Consider the following 20,709-nt stretch of genomic DNA (forward strand, 5'->3'; position numbering starts at 1 on the left):
CAATCAAAGAAACGGGGAAAGAGAGTATAAAATGCACTTGTTTGACCTGGTGCCGGAAAGATTTTTTTCTGTGCTGACTTCAAAAAACAAATATATTTACCTGGAAGCCCTAATGGTAATCCATAAATATTACCGCCAGGAACTGCTGATGCGCAAGGCCGACCTGATATCCATGTTTGTTCATCACCTGGAGGACCGGATGATGAATCTCACCGAGGATGAGGGGGACGAGCCCATAGGGGATAAAAACCTCTCCGGCCGGGCGCATTTTTTATTGCGCAAATTTATTGCCACGGGCTGGCTGGAGAAGGAATATTACATAAATTCCTTTGAGGAGTATCTGGTGGTGCCGGATTATGCCGCTGATTTATTGGGCCTTCTGGATAGCGCCACCGACGAAAGCCCCTGTGAATACAACTCCCTGGTATATTCCACCTATTCGTGTCTGAATACCGCCGACGCCGAGCGGGATGATTTCATGCTGGAGGCGCTGCTGCAGTCCCATGGGGCTACTGAAAAGCTCAAGGAGAGCCTTAAACGGCTGTACAACAACATGCGCCGTTACTACCAGAGGCTGCAGGATAAAGAGGAAATAAGAGAAATTATGAAGGAGCATTTTGATAATTACCAGGTGCTCATTCTGGACAGGGTTTATCATCCTTTAAAAACCTTTGACAGCATCCCCCGCTATAAAACCAGGATATTACGCATTTTGCGCAGCTGGCTGACTGATTTGCGGGTTATTGAGCAACTGGCCGGACTCATGTTCAGGAAGGGCTACCGTGTAAGGCTGGATGACGCCAGGACCGATGTGATCAGGATGCTGGGAGAGATTATTGATACCTACGAAAACATGGAAACACTGCTCAGGGAGATTGACAAGAAAAATGCCAGCTACACCAGGGCTTCGGTGGAAAGGACACGCTATTTGCTGAACGCGGACCGGGGTGCCCGGGGAAAACTGGTGGAGGTGCTGAAAAGGCTTCCCGGTCTGTCCGGGAGGCTGCCCGGGGAGACCATGGAATTTTTGCAAAATGGTATTAACCTGTACAGGCAAAGCTTTCTGGACGGCTATTCTCTTTTCCGGGAGAGGCAGAAAAAAAGCGCCGGGGAGGGCCAGCCGCTGTCCGCTACCCCTTCTGCCCAGAGGCAGCAGATGGAAAGAGAATTTTTTAGTTTTGAACAGCGGCTGCGGGGCAGCCTGACCCACCAGAGGATCATTGATTTTATCGGTGACTATCTGCGGGAGCGGCAGACTGTGGGCAGCCGGGAGTTTAAACTGGAGGAAACCGGTGATTTCGTCAAGCTGATCCTGGCGGTATTGAAGAACAGCGAGGAGGACGTGCCGTACAGGGTGGAGTTCCTGGATGGTTACGTTTATGTCAACGGGTACCGCATCCCGGACATGATTTTCACAACGGTCAAAGGGGAGGTTTCCTGATGTGGCATAAGGAATGGGCTCTGTTGTCCTCCGATGACAGGGAGCAGTTTTCCAGGCTGGTAAATTTGATGCTGGCCAAAACCTTCATTCTCAGGGACCGGATTGATCCAAAGGATAAGTCCCTGGCCACGGACAGGGATTTCCGCTTTATTGAAAGGCACTACCCCCTGTTTACGGATTATCTGTCCGTGGCGGGCTGGGAACTGGTGCTGGAGCCGGACTACGGGGTTGCCTTTGTAACCAACCGCTACGGTTATAACCGCCGTCATCTGGATAAGGCAACCACTTATTTTCTGTACGCCCTGCGCCTGATTTACGAAGAGGAAAGGGAAAAGCTGGCCATCCGGCGGGAAGTAATCACCACGGTGCTGGATGTGGTGCAGAAGCTCGGCTACTTTGGGCTGGTGGACCGGAGGATCACGGACGCCCTGTTGCTGGAAAGCCTGGGCATATTAAAGGATTTCAATATAATTGACAAACTGGACGGCAGCTGGACCGACCCGGAGGCCAGGATATTGATTTATCCGGCGATTATTTTCGTTATCAGCAATGAGAAAATTAATTTCCTGTATCAAAACATTTGCGGGGACGGCTGCCCGGGCAAACTTTTAGACTCCGCCCGGCAACCGGAGGAGGGTGAGGAGTTTGAAGCTTCTAAAAAAATTATTATTGATTAACTGGCATTATTTCAGGTACCAGTTGGTGGAACTGGATAAAATAAATTTTCTTACCGGGGTAAACGCCTCGGGAAAATCAACCCTTATCGACGCCCTGCAACTGCTTTTGCTGGGAGACACCGCCGGCAGTTTTTTTAACAAGGCGGCCAATGAGAAGTCCCGGCGCAGTCTGAGAGGCTATTTGCGCGGAGAAGTGGCGGAAAACGACGAAGAAGGGCCGGTATACCTCCGTACCGGTAATTTTACCAGCTATATAGCGGCAGAATTCGAGGATACCTCAAAGTCCAGACTGTTTTGCCTGGGGGTGGTTTTTGACTGTCACGCCTCCGGAGATTATAATCACCGTTTTTTCGCCCTGGACCACGGCCTTCCTGAAAACCACTTTATTCAGCGCAGGATTCCCCTGTCCTTCGATAAGCTGAAAGATTTGCTGTATGAGAAATACGGCAGGCAGAATGTGGAGTTTTTTGATTCCAATCTGAGGTACCGGGAAGTGCTGCGGGGACGCATGGGAAATATCAGCGAGAAATTTTTTCGGCTGTTCCGCAAGGCTGTTCCCTTTTCCCCGATAATGGATATCAAGGGCTTTATCAGCGAGTTTGTGTGCGATATCGGCGGCAGGCTGGATGTAGAGGATATGATGGAAAATATTCGCTACTACAAGCAGCTGGAGAGTGAAATGGAGACGGTCAAAAAAAGAATAAACGCCTTGGGTGCTGTCTCCGGGTGCTACCGGGTTTACCAGGAGGAAAGGCAAAAACTGGAGACCCAGAGGTATATTATTCACAGGGGCCAAATGGAGCAGGATTTGGCCGAGATAAGAGCCTGCAGGAAAGAATCAGCCAGGTTGGAAGCTAAAATATGTAAATTCAATGATGAGCAATTGAAAGCGGAACAGTCCATTAAAGAACTGGAAGAAATAAAGGAAGCTTTGCTGGGGGAGAAGAACTCCTCGGACGCAGCCGGCCTGGAGCGTCAGCTAAAGGGTGAAAAGGACAGGCTGCAAGTGCAGGTGGAAATTCGCAAAAAAAACCGGGACCGGATTAAAAAAACACTTTTCAATACCTGGGCCGTATGGGACAGCCTGGTCAGGGAACTGGGAGAGGCGGGGGTTGACCGCCCCGATGTTTCACCCCTTTTGCCGGGCCTAAAGCTTGTGAAGGAAGTGGCCGGCGGAACCGCCGGGCTGCCGGGCAGGGAAGACCTTGAAGCAATATGCAAAAGCATGGATTTTTTTCGGGGCGAGCTGTCCGATGCCTATTCAGCCCTTAAAGAAGAGGTTGCCAGGATATCCCACAGGGCGGCACAGCTGGAGGCGGAGATAAATGAACTGGAAAAAGGCGCGAAGCCTTATTCCAGGCAACTGGGCGGCCTTATTGAAGCCATTGCCGGTGAAATAAAAAAAAGCGCCGGATTGAATGCTCCTCCCCGGGTGTTTGCGGATCTTATGGAAATAAAAGATGAAAAATGGCGCAACGCCATTGAGGGATACCTGCACACACAGAAATTCCATCTCCTGGTAGACCCTGAATTTTTTGATTGTGCCCTGGGGGTTTACGACCGCCTTAAATTCCAGCGGGAATTCTATGATCTGGGTATAGTGGACGTGGCCAGGATTATGTCCAGAAAACCGGCGGTCCTCCCGGGAAGCCTGGCGGAAGAAATTGCCGCCACGGACAGCTTTGCCAGGGCATATGCGGATTTGCTTTTGGGCCGGGTGATAAAATGTGAAAACGCCGGTGAACTGCGCCGTTTTGAAACCGCCGTCACCCCTTCCGGGATGCTTTACCAAAGGTTTGTGGCCCGTCAGATCAATCCCGCCCGCTATCGCCAGCCGTATATTGGAAGGGAGGCGCTGGCGGAGCAGGCGAGATTGAAAAGGGAGGAATGGACCGCCCTTAAAAAAAGGCTCTCCCAGCTTCAACCCCGCCTCCATCTGTTCGGGCGGCTGAGGGAATTGCAGGGTTTGAGCGCCAACGACATCAACAACCTGCTGGAGTGGTGGGGAACCCTGGCGGATCTTCCGCAACTGGAGAGAAAGCTTCAACAGTGCATTGACAGATACGGCAGCCTGGATTTGGAAGACCCTGGCAGGGTAGACGGAAAGATTGAGGAAACGGCAGCCCGGATAAGGGAAACCAACAAGTTGAGGGATGGCTTGATAAGAGAAAGGGGCAGGGCTGAAAGCAGGCTGGAGAATATCAACGGTGAGGCAATTCCCCGCCTGGAAGAGCTGTGCCGCCAAAAGCAAATGGAGATTGACAGGTTTTACTCCAGGCAGTGGCAGGAGGAAGAAGGAGAAGGCCTGTTCCTACGGGAAACAGGCGGCAAACCCAAGTTAAATGAAATAATTGAGCGTTATTCAGCCCTGGCGGAGGAAACGGCCGGGCTGGAGGGGCTGCGCAGGGACGAACTTTTGCGCCTGAGGGGGGATTACAACCGGGATTATAAATCTTCCCTGGACATTAGCCAGGAGCATAACAGGGACTGGGAAAACGAGGCGGTGCGGCTGGAGGAGACCAGGCTTACCGCCTATGAAGCCAAAATAAAGAAAGCCAGGGAAAAGGCCCAGTTACAGTTCCAGGAGGACTTTGTCAGCAAGCTCAGGGAGAATATTGAAACCGTGGAAAGACAGCTTTTCGAACTGAACCTGGCCTTGAAGGGCGTTCCCTTCGGCCGTGACCGGTACCGGTTTAGCGTGACTCCCAACAGGCATTACCGGCGGTATTACGATATGATCATGAGCGACCTCCTGATCCAGGGCCATAATGTTTTTTCAGAGGAATTCCAGTCCCTGTACAGGGATGTGGTGGAAGAACTTTTCAGCCAGATTGTAGATACCGGAAAAGGTGAGCTGACTCCGGAAAAGCGTGTGGAAATGGAGCGGAACCTGGAGCACTTTACGGATTTTCGCGCCTATCTGGACTTCGATCTGATCGTCAGCGACGATCAGGGCAACGAGTCCCGGCTTTCCAGGATAATCAGCAAGAAGTCCGGGGGCGAAACCCAGACGCCGTTTTATATATCCGTACTGGCTTCATTTATTCAGATATACAGGATAAAGCAGCAGGGCTTCAACAACACCTTGAGGCTGATAGTTTTTGACGAGGCCTACAGCAAAATGGACCACCAGAGGATCAGGGAAAGCATAAGGTTAATCAGGGATCTTGAACTGCAGGTGATAATATCCGCGCCGACGGAAAAAATTGCCGATATAGCCCCGCTGGTGGATCGCAACCTGTGCATCACCAGGGTGGGCAAAGAGTCCTTCGTAAGGGCCTTTGATCCCAGAAAGGCCGATGAGGAAGGGGCCTGACGGTTTGGATTTCAGGGGTCTTTCCTTATTATTGCCGGTTGGCCCAGGGCCAGGATCTAATTTACATTTCTTCCGCTGTTTTTCTGCATTTACAATAAATTAACCCCTTTAAGGGGTTCTTTTCCTGTTCCCCGGAAGCCCAAAAAGCCATAGAATATTTGTTAAGAATTTGTTAAGTCATTTATATGAAAATCCTTTTCAAATCGACACAATGTTTGTACAATAGGTTATAAATTGAGAAAAAGTTAACTATCTGGTTGCTATAAGACAACAGGAAGAAGTGGTGGTTATGTGGCATGTGATATTGTTGGGTCTTGTGGGCGGCATGGGGCTGCTTCTTTACGGCATGACCATTATGAGCGAGGGCCTGCAGAAAATAGCGGGCTCAAAGCTGCGCCAGGTATTGAGCTCTTTGACCCACAACAGGTTTAGCGGCCTTCTGGTGGGATCGCTGGTGACGATTCTCTTCCAGAGCAGCACCGCCACCACGGTTATACTGGTGGGTCTTACCAGCGCCGCGGTTATTTCCCTGCGGCAGACCCTGGCTGTGATACTGGGGTCGGATATAGGAACCACCGTAACCGCCCAGCTCATTGCCCTGAAGGTTACGGAAATTGCCCTGCCAATTGTTGGTATAGGGGCGACCATAATATTTTTCAGCAAAAGGGATAAATACCGCAGATACGGCCAGGTGCTGATGGGCTTCGGGCTGATGTTCCTGGGACTGAAAATTATGTCCGAGGTTATGATGCCCCTGAGGGATAATCCATTTTTCCCGCAAATGATGGCCAATATGAGCAAATTCCCGTTGCTGGCCATGTTTGTGGCGGCCATTTTCACTTTTCTGATCCACAGCAGCGCTGCCGCGGTGGGTATCATCATGCTCATGGGCATGCAGCACCTGATTGACCTGCATGCAGCCATATACCTGCTGTTCGGGGCCAATATAGGGACCTCCTTTACCGCCATTCTTTCCAGCCTGGGCTCCACCCGGGAAGCCCAGCGGGTGGCCGTCGCCCACCTGGTGTTCAAACTGTCCGGGGTGCTGTTGATGCTGCCTTTTGTGGGGCCCTTTGAAAAACTGATTGAAAAACTTTCCACTTCCCCCGCTTACCAGGTGGCCAATGTTCATACCATATTTAATATAGCCATAGCCGTTGTTTTCCTGCCCTTTATCCCCCAGTTCGCCAGGCTGCTGGAGAGAATAGTGCCGGAAAAACAGGGTGAAAAGAAATTCAAACCGCGCTATCTTGACCAGTCTCTCATTAAAACACCGTCAATAGCCCTGGGACTGGCAACCAAGGAAATAATAGTGCTGTGGGATTATGTTATGGATATGACAAAAAGCATTGCCGCGATATTTGAGAAAAACGACCTGTCCCTGCTGCAGCAGGTTAACAAAACCGAGGACAAGGTGGATATTCTATACAGGGAGACCAGCGAGTATTTAACCAGCCTGCTCAGGCAGCCGCTGTCCAGGCCCGAATTTTTGAAATGCATGGGTTTAATCAATATTGTTAACGACCTTGAGCATATAGGGGATATTATCGAAAAAAACGTTACCTATCTGGCCCAGTGCAAAATTGACGGGCAGTGCAATTTTTCGGAAGAGGGCTGGGATGAGATATCCATAATGCACAAAAGGGTTTGCGATCTTATGCAGATGGCCAATACATCCCTGGTGACCAGCAATCGTGAAATGGCCGCGAAGGTAATCAAATTGCAGGTGGAAATAGAAAAAATGGAGCGGCACTTAAGGGTGCTGCATATCCACCGGCTGCGTATAGGCACCCAGGAGTCGGAAACCTCCAGTTCCACCCACCTGGACCTGATCAACGCCCTGCTGCAGATAAGCGTTCACACAAGGAATATTGCCATGGAGATCGCCAACGAAAATCTTGAGATGAGCGCCAGCGGGGAGAGGCTGGATATGACGGCAATCGCTTCGGGGTCAGGCTATTAACTTATTAACTTAATCGTCCGTCGCTTGGAAATGTTGTGTGGGAGCAGGCTTTAAAGAGCTTAAAATCAAAAAGGAAAAAGGAGTGTAGAAGGTTGCACTCCTTTTTCCTTTAAAAAGCTCTTTATATTTCGTCGATGTGGTTACCGAACAGGGCTTTCCATTTGGTCATGGCGATATTTTTTTGACCCGCGTTGTGATGGGCAATGCCCTGCCTGGCCAGGTCATAGGAATTGGTCAGGGCGCGGCCGAATATGTTGAACAGCGACGAGTTGGCATAAAGATATTCGTCTATATGGCTTTTGGGCTGAGTTGGGTCCTTGATAAAGGGTTTGTCGTTCTGACTGAAGTAAGTGTAGGCATACCTGAACCAGCGGTGTACCGACTCAAAGGAAAGATCAAAGCTGGCCTGCCCAAAAATCAGGTTGGTAAACATCTCCAGGTGGAGGGAGTTTACAATATTAGCGTGTGTCCTCTGCCATACCTTGATAATCCGCAGGAAAGGCAAAAATTCCGGGCCGTTTCTTTCCACCGCCTGTTCCATCCACTTTTCCGGCGCGGCGGGGTTGCGGCTTATCCAAAGGTTGCCGATAGGTACCAGCAGATGCCCCCTGTTACCGTCAAGTACGGCCAGAACCGGCATTATGGAAAACCTAACTCCCTGCAGGGCTACAATAACCCTATTCCTGACAATTTCAATTTTGGAACCCGGGTTCCACTGGGCAAGGAAGCGTTCCATTTGTTGCAGTATATCGCCAATGGCGGGGAGGGGACTTGCGGCCACGGCTTTCACCGCGATAACGTCAATCTCTTTGAAGGGTTTTATCATTGTGCCCCTGGCCATGGAACCGCTGATGGAAATCTGGCGTATGTTTAAATCATGGGCATTTTCGAAAATATGGTGAAGATTTTGAAAAGCCACTGCGATTGAATTAATGTCCGCCTCCACCAGGGTGCAGTTTCCCAGCATTCCGGCCAGTGCCTCATCCTTTACCAGGTGCCGGTAAGGTAAGGGTAGGGCAAGGGGGGGAAGATTTATTTTTTCCACGGGCTGTATTTCCAATTTTTGTTTGGCCTGAACGGGATCTGAGGAGTCCAGGTGAATTTCGGACACGGTTTCAACATCTTCCGCAAAGCCAATATTAATCAAAGCCAGTTCATAAATGGGCACGTTTCCTATACCCTTGAGGTTGCGCACCCCCAGAAAACGGAAAATGATTTCCTTAAAGTCACCCAGAAAGGGTTTGAGCATATCCAGGGTGGTTTCATCGGTAAGCACCTGGTTGGGCCGGGCCTGGCTGTTCAGCCTGGCGGTCCTGTCCACGGCCTGCCCATAATAATCAACACCGTTATTTTCGAACCTGGTGGCCATGCCGTGGTTAAATCCCACTTTAGTACGGAAAGCAAGTTCCTGGTCTTGAATGGTTTTTATAAATTCCAGCGATGCCAGCATAGCTTCCAGAGGCGTGTGGAATACAGCCATTACCGCATCTCCAATATATTTGACGATCCTGCCTTTATACCTTTCACAAATGTCCCCTGCCAGTTTATTATGGTTGACGGCAATGGTTATTCCTTCGGATTGCCCCAACTGCCTTTTCAGGGCGGTGGAGTCCACCAGATCAAAAAAAGCGATGCAGACGGCTTCCAAATCCCCCATTTTTTTATATTGTGAATAAATATTTGAGCTCAAGGGTTTTCCCTCCGGGTTCGTGTATGATTAAATATATATAATAAATGTTGCATCGAGGCCGGTAAAAAAATCATTACTCCTGTGGATAAAAATATTATACGATAAAAATTATGTCTATTACTACAGGAATTGGGGATATTCCTCCCCGAATATGCAAAATGGAAGGAATAAATCATATAAGAGGGAGTATTTAAGATGGAATTGGGAAAAACATAGAAAATCAGCCTTTTTGTGGGGGGATAAAAATTACTTTTGTTTTGAAGACTGCGGCAATATTTTATTGTATATTTACTCCGTTTTAATTTTATTTTCAGCTTGGGATGTAAAATTTATTTTAGAGTGAGTGTTCGAAAAAGGCGCCATGGGAATTGGAGTTTCGAGACGGCGAATGCTCATATTTCTTTAAAAGAAGCAGGGAGGTATTGCATCATGTCCGATTCAAAAAACAGGAGATCGTATTCAGTTATTGTCCTGGCGGCTTTTGTGCTGGGCATCGTTCTGGCGGGGACGGCCTGTTACCTTGCCCCCATACAGCCATCACAGGCTGTGGATGAGGGAGGAAACCAGGCTGTTTCCCCGGTGGGCTCGAATATTATAGCCGGTATTGTCGACAAGACAAGCCCGGCGGTGGTTAAGATAGAAACCACGGCGCAGAGAGCCAGGTCGTACGATCCCTATTTTAACGATCCATTCTTTAAAAACTTTTTCGGGGGGCAGTTTCCCCAGGGCCAAGCCGAAATAACCCAGGGCATGGGCTCCGGATTTATAATCAGCAAGGACGGTTATATACTTACCAACGAGCACGTTGTGTCCGGGGCAACTAAAATTGAAGTGGTTCTTACCCAGGGCAACAAGCGGGTGCCTGCAAAGTTGATGGGTTCCGACACGGAGCTGGACCTGGCGGTTTTGAAGATCGATGCCGGCAGCAATCTGCCCTTCCTGGAAATGGGGGATTCCGACAAGGTTAAGGTGGGCGACTGGGTAATCGCCATCGGCAACCCTTACGGCCTGGACCACACTGTAACCGTGGGTGTTATCAGCGCCAAGGGCCGCCCGGTAACCATTCAGAACAGGGATTATAAAAACTTGCTGCAGACCGACGCCTCCATCAACCCCGGAAACAGCGGCGGCCCCCTGTTGAACATGAAAGGCCAGGTTGTGGGTATCAATACCGCGGTTAACGCCTCCGCCCAGGGTATAGGATTTGCCATACCCACCAGCACGGTTAATCCGGTTTTAAATATTTTAAAAACCCAGGGTAAAGTATCGCATCCCTGGATAGGGGTGTATATTCAGCCTGTGACCAATGAGATAGCTCAATACCTGAATATGGGCAATGCCGAGGGAATACTGGTGAGCGACGTGGTTCAGGGGGGACCGGCGGACAAGGCCGGGCTGACCAGGGGTGACGTAATCCTGGAAATGGATAAACAAAAAATAAATACCACCAAGGATCTCACCGACAAAATAGATAATGCCAAGGTTGGTCAGAAACTGCAGCTTATGATATTTAGAAACGGTGAGACCAGAATTGTTCCGGTGACTGTTGGAGAAAAGGGAGAAGTTGATTAGGTTATAATACCCGCCGGTGGCCGGATTATTGCTTCGGCTTGCCGGGGGGTTTTTAATAAGGGGCAATAATGTATGATAATAGTGGTAATTGATGACGATCCAAAGATAACGGCGCTTCTGAAAAGGGCGCTTTCCCTGGAGGGCTACACGGTTGAAACAGCCAACAGCGGTACCGACGGGCTGGCCCTGGTGGGGGAATTGCAGCCCCAGTTGGTGGTACTGGACGTAATGATGCCGGTTACAGACGGCTGGGAGGTTTGCCGCCGGATCAGGGCCACGGCCGACGTGCCTGTGCTTATGCTGACAGCCAGGGATGAGGTGTCCGACAGGGTAAAGGGGTTGGATTTAGGTGCCGATGATTATCTGGTAAAGCCCTTTGCCCTGGAGGAACTTTTGGCCAGGGTAAGGGCCCTGTTAAGGCGCAAGACTCCGGAGAAAACGGACAAAATTTTAAGCTTTAAAAACCTTATTCTGGACACCGGCGCCAGGGAAGCCAGGCGGGCGGACAGAGCCATTGTGCTTACGGCCAAGGAATACGATCTATTGAGATTGTTCATGGAAAATCCCAGGCGGGTTTTGACCAGGGATCTGCTTATGGAAAGAGTGTGGGGCTTTGATTTCAGCGGTGAGTCCAATGTTTTGGAGGTATACATAGGCATGCTGCGCCAGAAGCTTGAAGAAAGCGGTGAAGACAGGCTCATCCAGACCGTACGGGGAGTGGGCTATGTTTTGAGGTGAAACCCGTTACGCGTGCTTAATTAAAGATAGCTTAACAACAGCTTTTATATTGGAGGAATTTATGTCTGTCCGCCTGAAACTGACGTTTTTGTATACCGGTGTATTGGCCCTTACACTGACCATATTTGCCGGCCTGGTTTATGTCAATATGTCCAGGACCCTGCACAATGAAATAGACCAGAGTATATACACCAAGGCGCTGTCGGTGGTAAAGTCGATACAAATACCCTATCCACTGAGGGAAATACTACTCCTTCCCGATGTGGATGTTTTTTCATCTCCGGACACCTATTTGCAGGTAGTGGACGAACAGGGCAGGCTTGCCGCCCACTCCCGGAATCTGGGCGCCCGGCTGCTGCCCCTCAGTGAAAGCACTTTAAAAAAGGCGCTGACGGGAAAGGGCTTTTATGAAACTGTCCGTTCCGACAACCTGACCCTGCGCATTTACAACCTTCCTCTGATAGTTAATGGTAAAATGGCCGGGATACTCCAGGTGGGACGGACCCTGTATCAGACGGACGAGGTCCTGAAACGTCTGAAATTGTTCATGTTCACCATGGGACTGAGCACGGTGGTTATAGCCGGCCTCCTGGGGCTGAGCCTGGCCAGGGTGGCTTTCCGGCCGGTGGAGAAGATTAGTGAGACGGCTTCCTCCATTCAAAAGGGCAGCGACCTGGAAAGGCGCATTGATTACAGCGGTCCCCGGGACGAACTGGGGATGCTGGTTTTCACCATTAACGGAATGCTGGAACGCCTGGAAACAGCTTACCGCCGGCTGGAACGCTCCAATGAGGTGCAGCGGCGCTTTGTTGCCGACGCCTCCCACGAATTGAGGACCCCACTGACCACCATTCGGGGTAATGCCGAGTTCCTTATTAAAATGAGGGAAAAGGGACAGCCGGAGGAAATGGATGCCCTGAGGGATATTGTTTCCGAGGCCGAGCGGCTGACCAGGATGGTTGCCGGCCTGCTGACTCTGGCCCGGGCCGACGCGGGCCGGGAATTAGAGACTGTGGGCACGGACCTGGGCGGCCTGCTGGATGAAGTAGCCCGGGGCGGCCGCCTTCTGGGAGACCATGTCCATTTTGAATACAAGGGTTTTCAGATACCCGGGGAACTGACGGCAAAGGTCAATGCCGATTTAATTAAACAGGTGCTTTTTATTATGCTGGACAACGCCTTTAAATACACTCCCCCGGGAGGAACGGTAACCCTCCGGGCGGAGCGCCGTAAAGGCAAGCCCGGGGAAAAGGATTTAGCTGCCGTCACGGTAAGCGACACAGGCCCGGGAATTCCGGAGGAGGAAAAAGAGAAAATATTCCAGCGCTTTTATCGTGGGGATTGTATAAGATGCTCCAGCGGTTCCGGCCTGGGGCTGTCCATTGCCCGCAGAATCGTGGAACTGCATCAGGGCGGCATTGAGTTGCGCACCGGGGTGGGGGAGGGCTCCCACTTTACCGTGCTGCTGCCCCTGGATAATTAATTCTGAATGCATTTTTATTCCATTGCTGGTAAGAATATTTTTTTAAAAAGGAGTTGACAGCTAATATAAGGAAAATTATAATGATTATAAAATAACAGGAGTTATAAATTTAGAGCTATGATTAATAAATTAAAAAAAATGGGGTTGAAAATTACCCCGCAAAGACTGGCAATTTTAAAAATTCTGGATGGAAACACCTCCCATCCCTCGGCGGAGGATATCTACAAGGAATTAAAGCCCCAGTTTCCTTCGCTGTCCCTGGCCACCGTGTATAACACCCTGGAAGTGCTGGCCGGGGGAGGTGAGGTTCAGGAGGTAAGGATCAAAAGCGACAAAAAGCATTTTGATCCCAATCCGGCTCCCCACTGCCATTTCCTCTGCCGCGTTTGCGACAACATTTATGATTTGGACATGTGGCCCGAGGATTTGCAATTGCCCTGTGATATAAAGGGTAATTTAATACAGGGCTGCAACCTGTACCTTTACGGTATATGTTTCAGGTGCAGGGATAAGTATAAAAATGGAAATAATAACAATAATAATTAAGTGGTTTGACTTTGCCCGGCTAAAAAAACAATAAAAAGGAGGACGCAAGAAATGGAGAAATGGATATGCACTGTATGCGGCTATGTTTACGACCCGGAGGAGGGGGCGGAGGGGGCAGCCCCGGGAACCCCTTTCGAAAAGCTTCCCGATGACTGGGTCTGTCCAATCTGCGGAGCCGGCAAGGATCAATTTGAAAAACAGTAGGCGCGGTTAAATCGTAGATATTGTATTGGGGAGCAGGTAATGATAATATCCTTTATATTGTAAAAAATTTTTCCAGGAGGTTTTGTCATGAAACATGAACTTCCTCCCCTCCCCTACGGCTATAACGCCCTGGAACCCCATTACGACGAAGCCACCGTAAGGCTGCATCATGACGCGCATCACAAGGCTTACGTGGACGGGCTGAACAACGCCGGGGCCAGGCTGGCGGAGGCCCGGGATAAGGGAGATTTCGCCCTGGTGAAGCACTGGGAAAGAGAAATTGCATTTCACGGGTCCGGTCACCTGCTGCACACCCTTTTTTGGCAGAACATGGTTCCGGGCGGCGGAGGACAGGCCACCGGGGCTGTGGCGGAGCAATTGAATAAGGACTTCGGCAGCTTTGATAATTTTAAAAAACAGTTCTCCGCAGCCGCGGTGGCCGTGGAAGGCTCCGGCTGGGCGGTGCTCTGCTGGAATCCCTCTTTCCACAGCCTGGTAATACTGACGGCGGAAAAGCACCAGAACCTCACCCAGTGGGGAGTTGTGCCGCTTTTAACGGTGGATGTGTGGGAGCATGCCTATTATCTTAAATATCAGAATAAGAGGGCGGCCTGGGTTGAGGCCTGGTGGAATCTTGTTAACTGGGATGATGTTAATAAAAGGTTTGAAGCCGCCGGATAATTTAATAGGCTGCGGGTGTAAAAGACAGAAAATAAATGATTCGAAGGTGAATTGATATGAAAATATGGAGATGCACAGTCTGCGGATGGCTGCACGAGGGTGAAAACCCGCCGGAGCACTGTCCCAGATGCGGAGCTCCCGCGGAGAAATTTGAGCTGGTGGACCTGTCCCTGCTGGAGTTGGAGGAAGAAGACACTGCTGTTCCGGCTATTAAAGAACTTACCCCGGAAGATAAAAAACGGATTGAGCCGGCCCTGTTCAGAATATCTTACGGGCTGTTCGTGGTGGGCTCGCTGAGCGGCGGCAGGATAAACGCACAGGTTTGCAATACGGTTTTCCAGATTACCAGCGCGCCGATGAGGGTTGTGATTGGCGTGAATAAAAGCAACCTTACCCATGAATACATAAAGGACAGCGGATTTTTTTCAGTCTGCGTGCTGGGGCGGGAGCACATGGACATGGTGCGGAACTTTGGTTTCCGGTCCGGCCGGGAGGCCGACAAATTCCAGGGAATTGACTATACCGCCGGTGTCAGCGGAGCCCCGATAATTGACAAATGCATCTCTTACATGGAATGCAGGGTGGACCCCCAGCTTTCAGTGGATGTGGGGACGCATACCATGTTCATGGGTGAAGTGGTGGAAGGCGGGGTTAAGAGCAGTGAGGAGCCCATGACATACGCCTTCTATCGCCAGGCCAAGAACTCCGCGGTTAAGACCGGGCCGGCCCCCGCACCGGTGGAGGCGGGCAAAACAGCTGCCAGGCAGTGGCGCTGCAAGGTCTGCGGTTATATCCACCAGGGGGAGGAGCCTCCGGAGGTGTGCCCGGTGTGCGGGGCTCCCAAAGAGGAGTTTGAATTGGTGGAAGATGGTAATACTGCTGAACAGCCGAAAGGAAGTGTAAATACAATGAAAACCAATGATAATCTAATGTCCGCCTTCGCGGGGGAATCCCAGGCAAACCGCAAATACCTGGCTTTTGCCAATAAAGCCGAAAAAGAAGGATACGCCAATGTGGCAAAATTGTTCAGGGCCATCGCCGAGGCGGAAACCATTCACGCCTTGAAGCACCTGGAGGTGGCCGGAAAAATAGGGGGCACGGCTGAAAACCTTACCTCCGCCGTGGAAGGGGAGCACTATGAGTTTGAAAAAATGTATCCCGAGTTTTTAAATGCCGCCGAGGAAGAGGGAAACAGCAACGCCGTAAGGACATTCAAGTACGCCATGGAGGCCGAGAAGGTTCACGGCGGTCTGTATAACAAGGCCAAGCTCCTGGTGGAAGGCGGCAAGGATTTTGACATGGCCGATATGTACCTCTGCCCGGTTTGCGGCTGGATAGGCGGGGACCCGCTGCCGGATCACTGTCCCATCTGCAACGCGCTGGCCAAAAACTTTAAAAAATTTTAAATCGCGTTTAAGGGCGGCCCCCGGTGCAATGGAAGGTCCCTGTCCCCGGTGAAGGACAGGGACCTTTGTATGCTCAGCCCTCCGGGCCAAAGCCGGTTACTGTTTTATCAGCCGCCGCGTCTGGGAATGTAGTCCGTTTCAAGCCCCCGGTAGGGAGGCTCTTTGACTGTCTCCCGCTCCTGTTTTCTGGCTATGCCGGGGGGCCTGTGGGCTGCCGGCTCCTTTACAATAATCTTTTTATCTCTCAATTGATCAACTCCTTTATTGTTATTAATTATATTTTGTTGTTGTATGGGCTTTTAGTAATCCTATTTATGTATTAAACAGAAAAATTAATCTGTAATACTATTTATGTTGCCATTAATGCCGCCTGTCCGGTTAAATAAAAAAAGGCCTGAAAGTTATTGCTTTCAGGCTTTTTGTGTATGAGGAGGCATACAACTATGGCAACATCACACTATAATAGTATCATACACAATTAGTGATAACAATTAATAAAATGTGGCAACAGTGGGTATTTTCTTTATTTATGCAGCAGTCATTGCATATGTTACACCGCGCCCGCGGCTTGTTGACATGTGCAGCGCCTGTTGGTGGCGGTCCAGATGTTCATGCGCTGGGCTTCTTTAATCAAATCTTCCCTGAAGCTGGGATGAGCCAGTTCAATCAGTGCCTCGGCCCGTTCCCAGGTGCTTTTGGCTTTCATGCAGGAAACCCCGTATTCCGTAGCCACGTACATCACCGTGGATCTGGTGGTGGTGACGATGGTGCCGGGCTGCAGGGTGGGGTTGATGCGGCTGCGCAAATTTCCCTCTTTATCCTTGTAAGTGGATTGCAGGGCTATAAAGGATTTTCCTCCCCTGGACAGGTACGCGCCTTCCACGAAGTCCACCTGCCCGCCGGTGCCGCTTATTTGACGCGATCCGGAGGACTCCGCCGCCACCTGGCCGTAAAGATCCAGTTCCAGGGCGTTATTGATGGATAACACCTTGTCGTTCTGGGCTATTATATGGGGATAGTTGGTATAATCCACCGGATATGAGGCCACAGCGGGGTTTTCATCCACAAAATCATACAGTTCCGCGCTGCCCAGGGCGAAGGTGAATACCATTTTTCCCCGGTCGATGCTTTTCTTATTGTTGGTAATCCTTCCGGCTTTCCACATTTCCAGGTAGGCGTCGCACAGCATTTCACTGTGGACCCCCAAATCCCTTAAATCCGACTGGGCTATCATTCTTCCCATGGCGTTGGGAAGGGCTCCGATACCAAGCTGGATGCAGCAGCCGTCCTCCAGGAAGGGCATAATGTTTTCGGCGATTTTTCTGTCGGTGTCCGACACCGGTATTTCAGGAATGGGCATCAGCGGCCAGTTGGCCTCCACAATGTAGTCAACTTCGGAAATGTGTAGGCATTCGGAGTTTCCTCCCGGAACCCGGGGCATATTGGAGTTGACTTCCAATATCACCTTTTGGGCCATTTCACAGGTTTTCTTTGAATACACGTTATTTAGGCCGAAATTGAAATAACCGTGCTTGTCCATGGGGGAAACCGCTATCATGGCCACGTCCAGGCAGCCGGCGTGCTCGTAGTAACTGGGCACCTCGCGGAAAAGCAGGGGGAAATAATAACACATGCCAAAGTCATGCATTTTCCGGTCAATGATAGTGAAGTGCCCGCTGTTGAAAATAAAATGTTCCTTGGTGGGATCCACCAGGGCCACTTGCGGGGGGCCGGAAACCCTGGCCGCAGATCTTATTTTCACGTCATACAGTTCATCCTTGCGGCGGGCCAAGGCCTTGTCCAGTTCCACCACCTGTCCCATAAAGGTGCCGTAATCCAGCCAGTCTCCCGATTTAACAATTTTGACGGCCTCGTCGGCGGTTACCAGTTTTCTTTTGTATTCCTCCGTATAGCTCATTATGTGCAGGTCCTCCCTCTCCAGAATTCAACAACAATACAAAATTGTTTTTATTTTAGCACAGCAAGAAGAATACCACTTTTTAAAAATTTCAAAAAAATAGAACAGGCTTGAAACAAGCCTGTTCCGTGGCTGTAATTAATTGGTTCTGGTTGGAAATAGCTGCCTGTGTCCTGTTATGGGGACACGAAAAAACCAGAAACATGAAAATATTTGTCGTTTAGCCCGTGTCTCACTTGTCGCAATTACAGGACACGGTGGGAATAAAAAAAAGTTTTCATATAATATCAAGTTTGGATAATTTTCTATATAAAACCGAACGGTGAATTTTTAATAGCCTGGCCGCTTCCTTTTTGTTATTTCCCGTCTGGGCCAGGGCCTGCAGCAGTATATTCCTTTCCGCTTCCTCCATGGCCTCGTTGTATCCCGTTATGGTCTGCACAGTCCTTTTTGGGGTGGAAACCCTTTTCAGCAAAACAGGGAAATCCTCCGGTTTGAGCTGAGCGGCGTCGGTGAGGTTGATGGCCTGCTCCAGTATGTTCTCAAGTTCCCTTACATTACCCGGCCAGTCATAACGGTTGAATAGTTCCAGCACCTCGCCGGAGACGCTTTTTACCCCCGTTCCCAGGCGAAAGGCGAGTTTATTGATGAGATTTTCCGTCAGGGCCGGTATGTCCTCCCTGCGCTCCCTTAAGGGGGGAATATTAAGCAGCACGACGTTTAAACGGTAATATAGATCCTCCCTGAAAAGGTTTGAGCGGGTCATTTCCTCAAGGTTGCGGTTGGTGGCCGCGATAACTCTTACGTCGACGTTTACCGACTCAATGCCCCCGATTCTTTCTATTTCCTTTTCCTGCAGCACCCGCAGCAGCTTGGCCTGCATGGACCTGTTCATATCGCCTATTTCGTCCAGGAATATGGTTCCGCCCTGGGCTATTTCAAATTTGCCCGGTTTGCCTCCCTTTTTGGCCCCGGTGAAAGCGCCTTCCTCATACCCGAAAAGCTCGGATTCCAGCAATTCCTCCGGAATGGATGTGCAGTTTACCCTGACAAAGGGCATGTTTTTCCTGGGAGAGGCATTGTGTATGGCATGAGCGAATAGCTCCTTGCCGGTGCCGCTTTCCCCCGTTATCAGCACCGTAGAGGTGGTTTTGGCAATCTTGGCCACCTTGTCCTTCAGCTTATTGATTTTCTCGCTGCTGCCGGTGATTTCTTCAATGGAGTATTTCGCCCTGCGCTCCCTGTGCAGTTCCTCCTTGTAGTAAGAAAGCTCGTTTTCAAGTTTTTTTATTTTTTTAATAAAATCCCTGGTCAGGGGCAGCTCGTCCTTGAAAAGGCTTTTACCCAGGCAGCCTATTACTTTGCCGTCTTTATAAATAGGCCAGCGGTGTACGAGTACATGCTGGCCCTTTATTTCCCATAATTCGCCGAACTGGGGTTTGCCGCTTTTCATTACATCCAATAGTTTCGAATGAGGTATGAGCCGGTCTATACGCTTGCCGATGACATTTTCCTTGTCCAGCTCCAGAAAACCCGCGTAACCCTGGTTTATCCAGCGCACTATGCCGCCGGCGTCGATATAGATAATGCCCTCATACTCATTTTCCGCTATGATGGCGAATATTTCTTCGATTTTCTGCATTAAAATCACCCGGGATTAAATATTTAAATTTATTCTTCCTTAAACAGCAGGTTTAAAATCCAGCTCACTATACTGGTTATTATAGCCCCCAGAAAAGCCGCCCCGAAAGTATCGATTCTGAACCCGGGCACCAGCAGCGAGGCCAGGGAAAAGGTCACGGCGTTGATAACCAGTATAAACAGACCCAGGGTAAGCACCGACAGGGGCAGGGTAAATAGTATCAGAACCGGCCTGATAAGCGTGTTTACCAGACCCAGGGCCACGGCGGCCAATATGGCCGAGCCGATTCCTGAAAGGTGCATTCCGTCCAAAAAGTAGTCTGCGGCTAACAGGGCCAGGGCGTTAAGTACAAAAGGCAGCAACCATTTCATGGCATCCTCCGTATGTTTTATTTGAAAATTCCTGGTATGGGGAGTTATTCAATGAAGTAATTTTTTCGACGTTTTATATGATAAATCCTGCTAAGGAAAAGGGACAGACAGATGTCAGGGGGACGTTTATTGGCATTTTAGTTCCAATAGCCACGTCCCCCTGACATCCATTAATACATGGGTTTCATCTTTTGGCGTAGTTGGCGGTAAGGCCGCGCATTATCACGGCCAGGGTGATCAGCGCCGGGGCCGCAATGGTAATAATACCATCCAATCCGGAGCCGGTCAGGTGGGTCTGAAGGAGATGGCCCAGCTTTTTATCCTCCACCAGCATCTCGCCGCCGGTCCACCCCAGTATCCCGGCGCCTATGTACAGTATGACCGGGAATTTTTTCATAAAGTATAGTATAATACTGCTGCAGAAAATAATGATGGGGATGCTGGTGGCCAGGCCTATAATCAGCAATGTCCAGTTGCCCTTGGAAACCGCGGCTATTGCCAGGGTATTATCCAGACTCATAATCAGGTCGGCAACGATAATAATCTTTATTGCTTCCGCCAGGCTGCCTGCGGATTTAGTGCAATCTTCACTGTCCTCGGGCTTAAGCAGCTTCATTGCCAGATAAACCAGGAGTATGCCGCCGGCAGCCTGTAAAAAGGGGATTTTCAATACCAAAACTATAACCGCGGTTAACACCAAGCGAAGGATAATGGCGCCGGCGCTTCCAATAAAAATTGCCGCCCTTTGCCGGGCCGGCGGCAGCCGGCGGCTGGCCATGGCTATAACTACGGCGTTGTCTCCGCTCAATACAAAATTAATTAAAATGATGCTGAATAGAATTGCTAATTGTTCCATGAAGTTATCCTCTCGATTTCTGTTAAATTTATGCGGGTACGGCGGTTAAATGCGGATTGAACGGGATTACCCTGGGTTTTGGGAGCATCCGGTGATATATAAAGTTATCTATGCATGTACAAATGGATTAAGAACCCGGCATATATGGCAATAAATGGCTTGGCCGGGAAGCAGCCGCAGCCTGCCCGGCAGGAAGGGACCGGGC

General features: G+C 50.0%; 17 protein-coding genes. 11 read left to right on the plus strand and 6 right to left on the minus strand.

Going from position 1 to position 20,709, the window contains the following annotated elements:
• Positions 1 to 31: 31 nt before the first annotated feature.
• From DCCM_RS05165 to DCCM_RS05180, 4 genes are all read left to right on the plus strand, one after another.
• Complete coding sequence (locus tag DCCM_RS05165) at positions 32 to 1,441, plus strand: Wadjet anti-phage system protein JetA family protein (RefSeq protein WP_104371380.1); 1,410 nt, start codon at positions 32 to 34, stop codon at positions 1,439 to 1,441.
• On the plus strand, positions 1,441 to 2,118 hold the full coding sequence (locus tag DCCM_RS05170) for a DUF4194 domain-containing protein (protein WP_104371381.1): 678 nt from the start codon (positions 1,441 to 1,443) through the stop codon (positions 2,116 to 2,118). The genes DCCM_RS05165 and DCCM_RS05170 overlap by 1 nt, the downstream gene beginning before the upstream one ends.
• Entirely contained in the window at positions 2,087 to 5,434 is a 3,348-nt protein-coding gene (locus DCCM_RS05175; RefSeq protein WP_165792022.1) for an ATP-binding protein, read from the plus strand. The genes DCCM_RS05170 and DCCM_RS05175 overlap by 32 nt, the downstream gene beginning before the upstream one ends.
• Positions 5,435 to 5,723: 289 nt before the next feature.
• Positions 5,724 to 7,397, plus strand: coding sequence for a Na/Pi cotransporter family protein (locus DCCM_RS05180; RefSeq protein WP_104371383.1), 1,674 nt, complete (start codon positions 5,724 to 5,726; stop codon positions 7,395 to 7,397).
• A 121-nt stretch (positions 7,398 to 7,518) separates the two neighbouring features.
• On the opposite strand, the gene DCCM_RS05185 is transcribed toward DCCM_RS05180, so the two are convergent.
• Positions 7,519 to 9,087, minus strand: coding sequence for an adenylate/guanylate cyclase domain-containing protein (locus tag DCCM_RS05185; RefSeq protein ID WP_104371384.1), 1,569 nt, complete (start codon positions 9,085 to 9,087; stop codon positions 7,519 to 7,521).
• A gap of 429 nt (positions 9,088 to 9,516) precedes the next feature.
• Here DCCM_RS05185 and DCCM_RS05195 point away from each other — a divergent pair, with 429 nt between their 5' ends.
• From DCCM_RS05195 to DCCM_RS19150, 7 genes are all read left to right on the plus strand, one after another.
• The gene (locus DCCM_RS05195) at positions 9,517 to 10,659 is read left to right on the plus strand and encodes a trypsin-like peptidase domain-containing protein (protein WP_104371386.1); all 1,143 of its coding nucleotides are present in this window, start codon (positions 9,517 to 9,519) and stop codon (positions 10,657 to 10,659) included.
• A 72-nt stretch (positions 10,660 to 10,731) separates the two neighbouring features.
• Positions 10,732 to 11,397 (plus strand): response regulator transcription factor, encoded by a 666-nt coding sequence (locus DCCM_RS05200; protein WP_104371387.1) that lies wholly within the window; start codon positions 10,732 to 10,734, stop codon positions 11,395 to 11,397.
• A gap of 61 nt (positions 11,398 to 11,458) precedes the next feature.
• A complete protein-coding gene (locus tag DCCM_RS05205) occupies positions 11,459 to 12,880 on the plus strand; it encodes a sensor histidine kinase (RefSeq protein ID WP_104371388.1) in 1,422 nt (473 codons plus the stop codon).
• Positions 12,881 to 12,997: 117 nt separating this feature from the next.
• A complete protein-coding gene (locus DCCM_RS05210) occupies positions 12,998 to 13,426 on the plus strand; it encodes a Fur family transcriptional regulator (protein ID WP_104371389.1) in 429 nt (142 codons plus the stop codon).
• A 51-nt stretch (positions 13,427 to 13,477) separates the two neighbouring features.
• On the plus strand, positions 13,478 to 13,630 hold the full coding sequence (locus DCCM_RS05215) for a rubredoxin (RefSeq protein ID WP_104371390.1): 153 nt from the start codon (positions 13,478 to 13,480) through the stop codon (positions 13,628 to 13,630).
• An 87-nt stretch (positions 13,631 to 13,717) separates the two neighbouring features.
• Entirely contained in the window at positions 13,718 to 14,311 is a 594-nt protein-coding gene (locus tag DCCM_RS05220; RefSeq protein WP_104371391.1) for a superoxide dismutase, read from the plus strand.
• Positions 14,312 to 14,367: 56 nt separating this feature from the next.
• Positions 14,368 to 15,717, plus strand: a complete 1,350-nt coding sequence (locus DCCM_RS19150; RefSeq protein WP_231702667.1) for a DUF7130 family rubredoxin-like protein — start codon at positions 14,368 to 14,370, stop codon at positions 15,715 to 15,717.
• A 107-nt stretch (positions 15,718 to 15,824) separates the two neighbouring features.
• Here DCCM_RS19150 and DCCM_RS18440 read toward each other — a convergent pair whose 3' ends face one another.
• The 5 genes from DCCM_RS18440 to DCCM_RS05250 all read right to left on the minus strand — a co-directional run bounded on the left by DCCM_RS18440 (position 15,825) and on the right by DCCM_RS05250 (position 20,504).
• Positions 15,825 to 15,965, minus strand: coding sequence for a hypothetical protein (locus tag DCCM_RS18440; RefSeq protein ID WP_165792023.1), 141 nt, complete (start codon positions 15,963 to 15,965; stop codon positions 15,825 to 15,827).
• Positions 15,966 to 16,267: 302 nt separating this feature from the next.
• On the minus strand, positions 16,268 to 17,635 hold the full coding sequence (locus DCCM_RS05235) for an acetyl-CoA hydrolase/transferase family protein (RefSeq protein WP_373855399.1): 1,368 nt from the start codon (positions 17,633 to 17,635) through the stop codon (positions 16,268 to 16,270).
• A gap of 277 nt (positions 17,636 to 17,912) precedes the next feature.
• Positions 17,913 to 19,277, minus strand: coding sequence for a sigma-54 interaction domain-containing protein (locus DCCM_RS05240; RefSeq protein WP_104371393.1), 1,365 nt, complete (start codon positions 19,275 to 19,277; stop codon positions 17,913 to 17,915).
• Between the two features lie 29 nt (positions 19,278 to 19,306).
• Positions 19,307 to 19,648, minus strand: a complete 342-nt coding sequence (locus DCCM_RS05245; protein ID WP_104371394.1) for a phage holin family protein — start codon at positions 19,646 to 19,648, stop codon at positions 19,307 to 19,309.
• A gap of 184 nt (positions 19,649 to 19,832) precedes the next feature.
• Complete coding sequence (locus tag DCCM_RS05250) at positions 19,833 to 20,504, minus strand: TerC family protein (RefSeq protein ID WP_104371395.1); 672 nt, start codon at positions 20,502 to 20,504, stop codon at positions 19,833 to 19,835.
• Positions 20,505 to 20,709: the final 205 nt, after the last annotated feature.

It is taken from the genome of Desulfocucumis palustris, from assembly GCF_002933875.1.
Lineage (GTDB): Bacteria > Bacillota > Desulfotomaculia > Desulfotomaculales > Desulfocucumaceae > Desulfocucumis > Desulfocucumis palustris.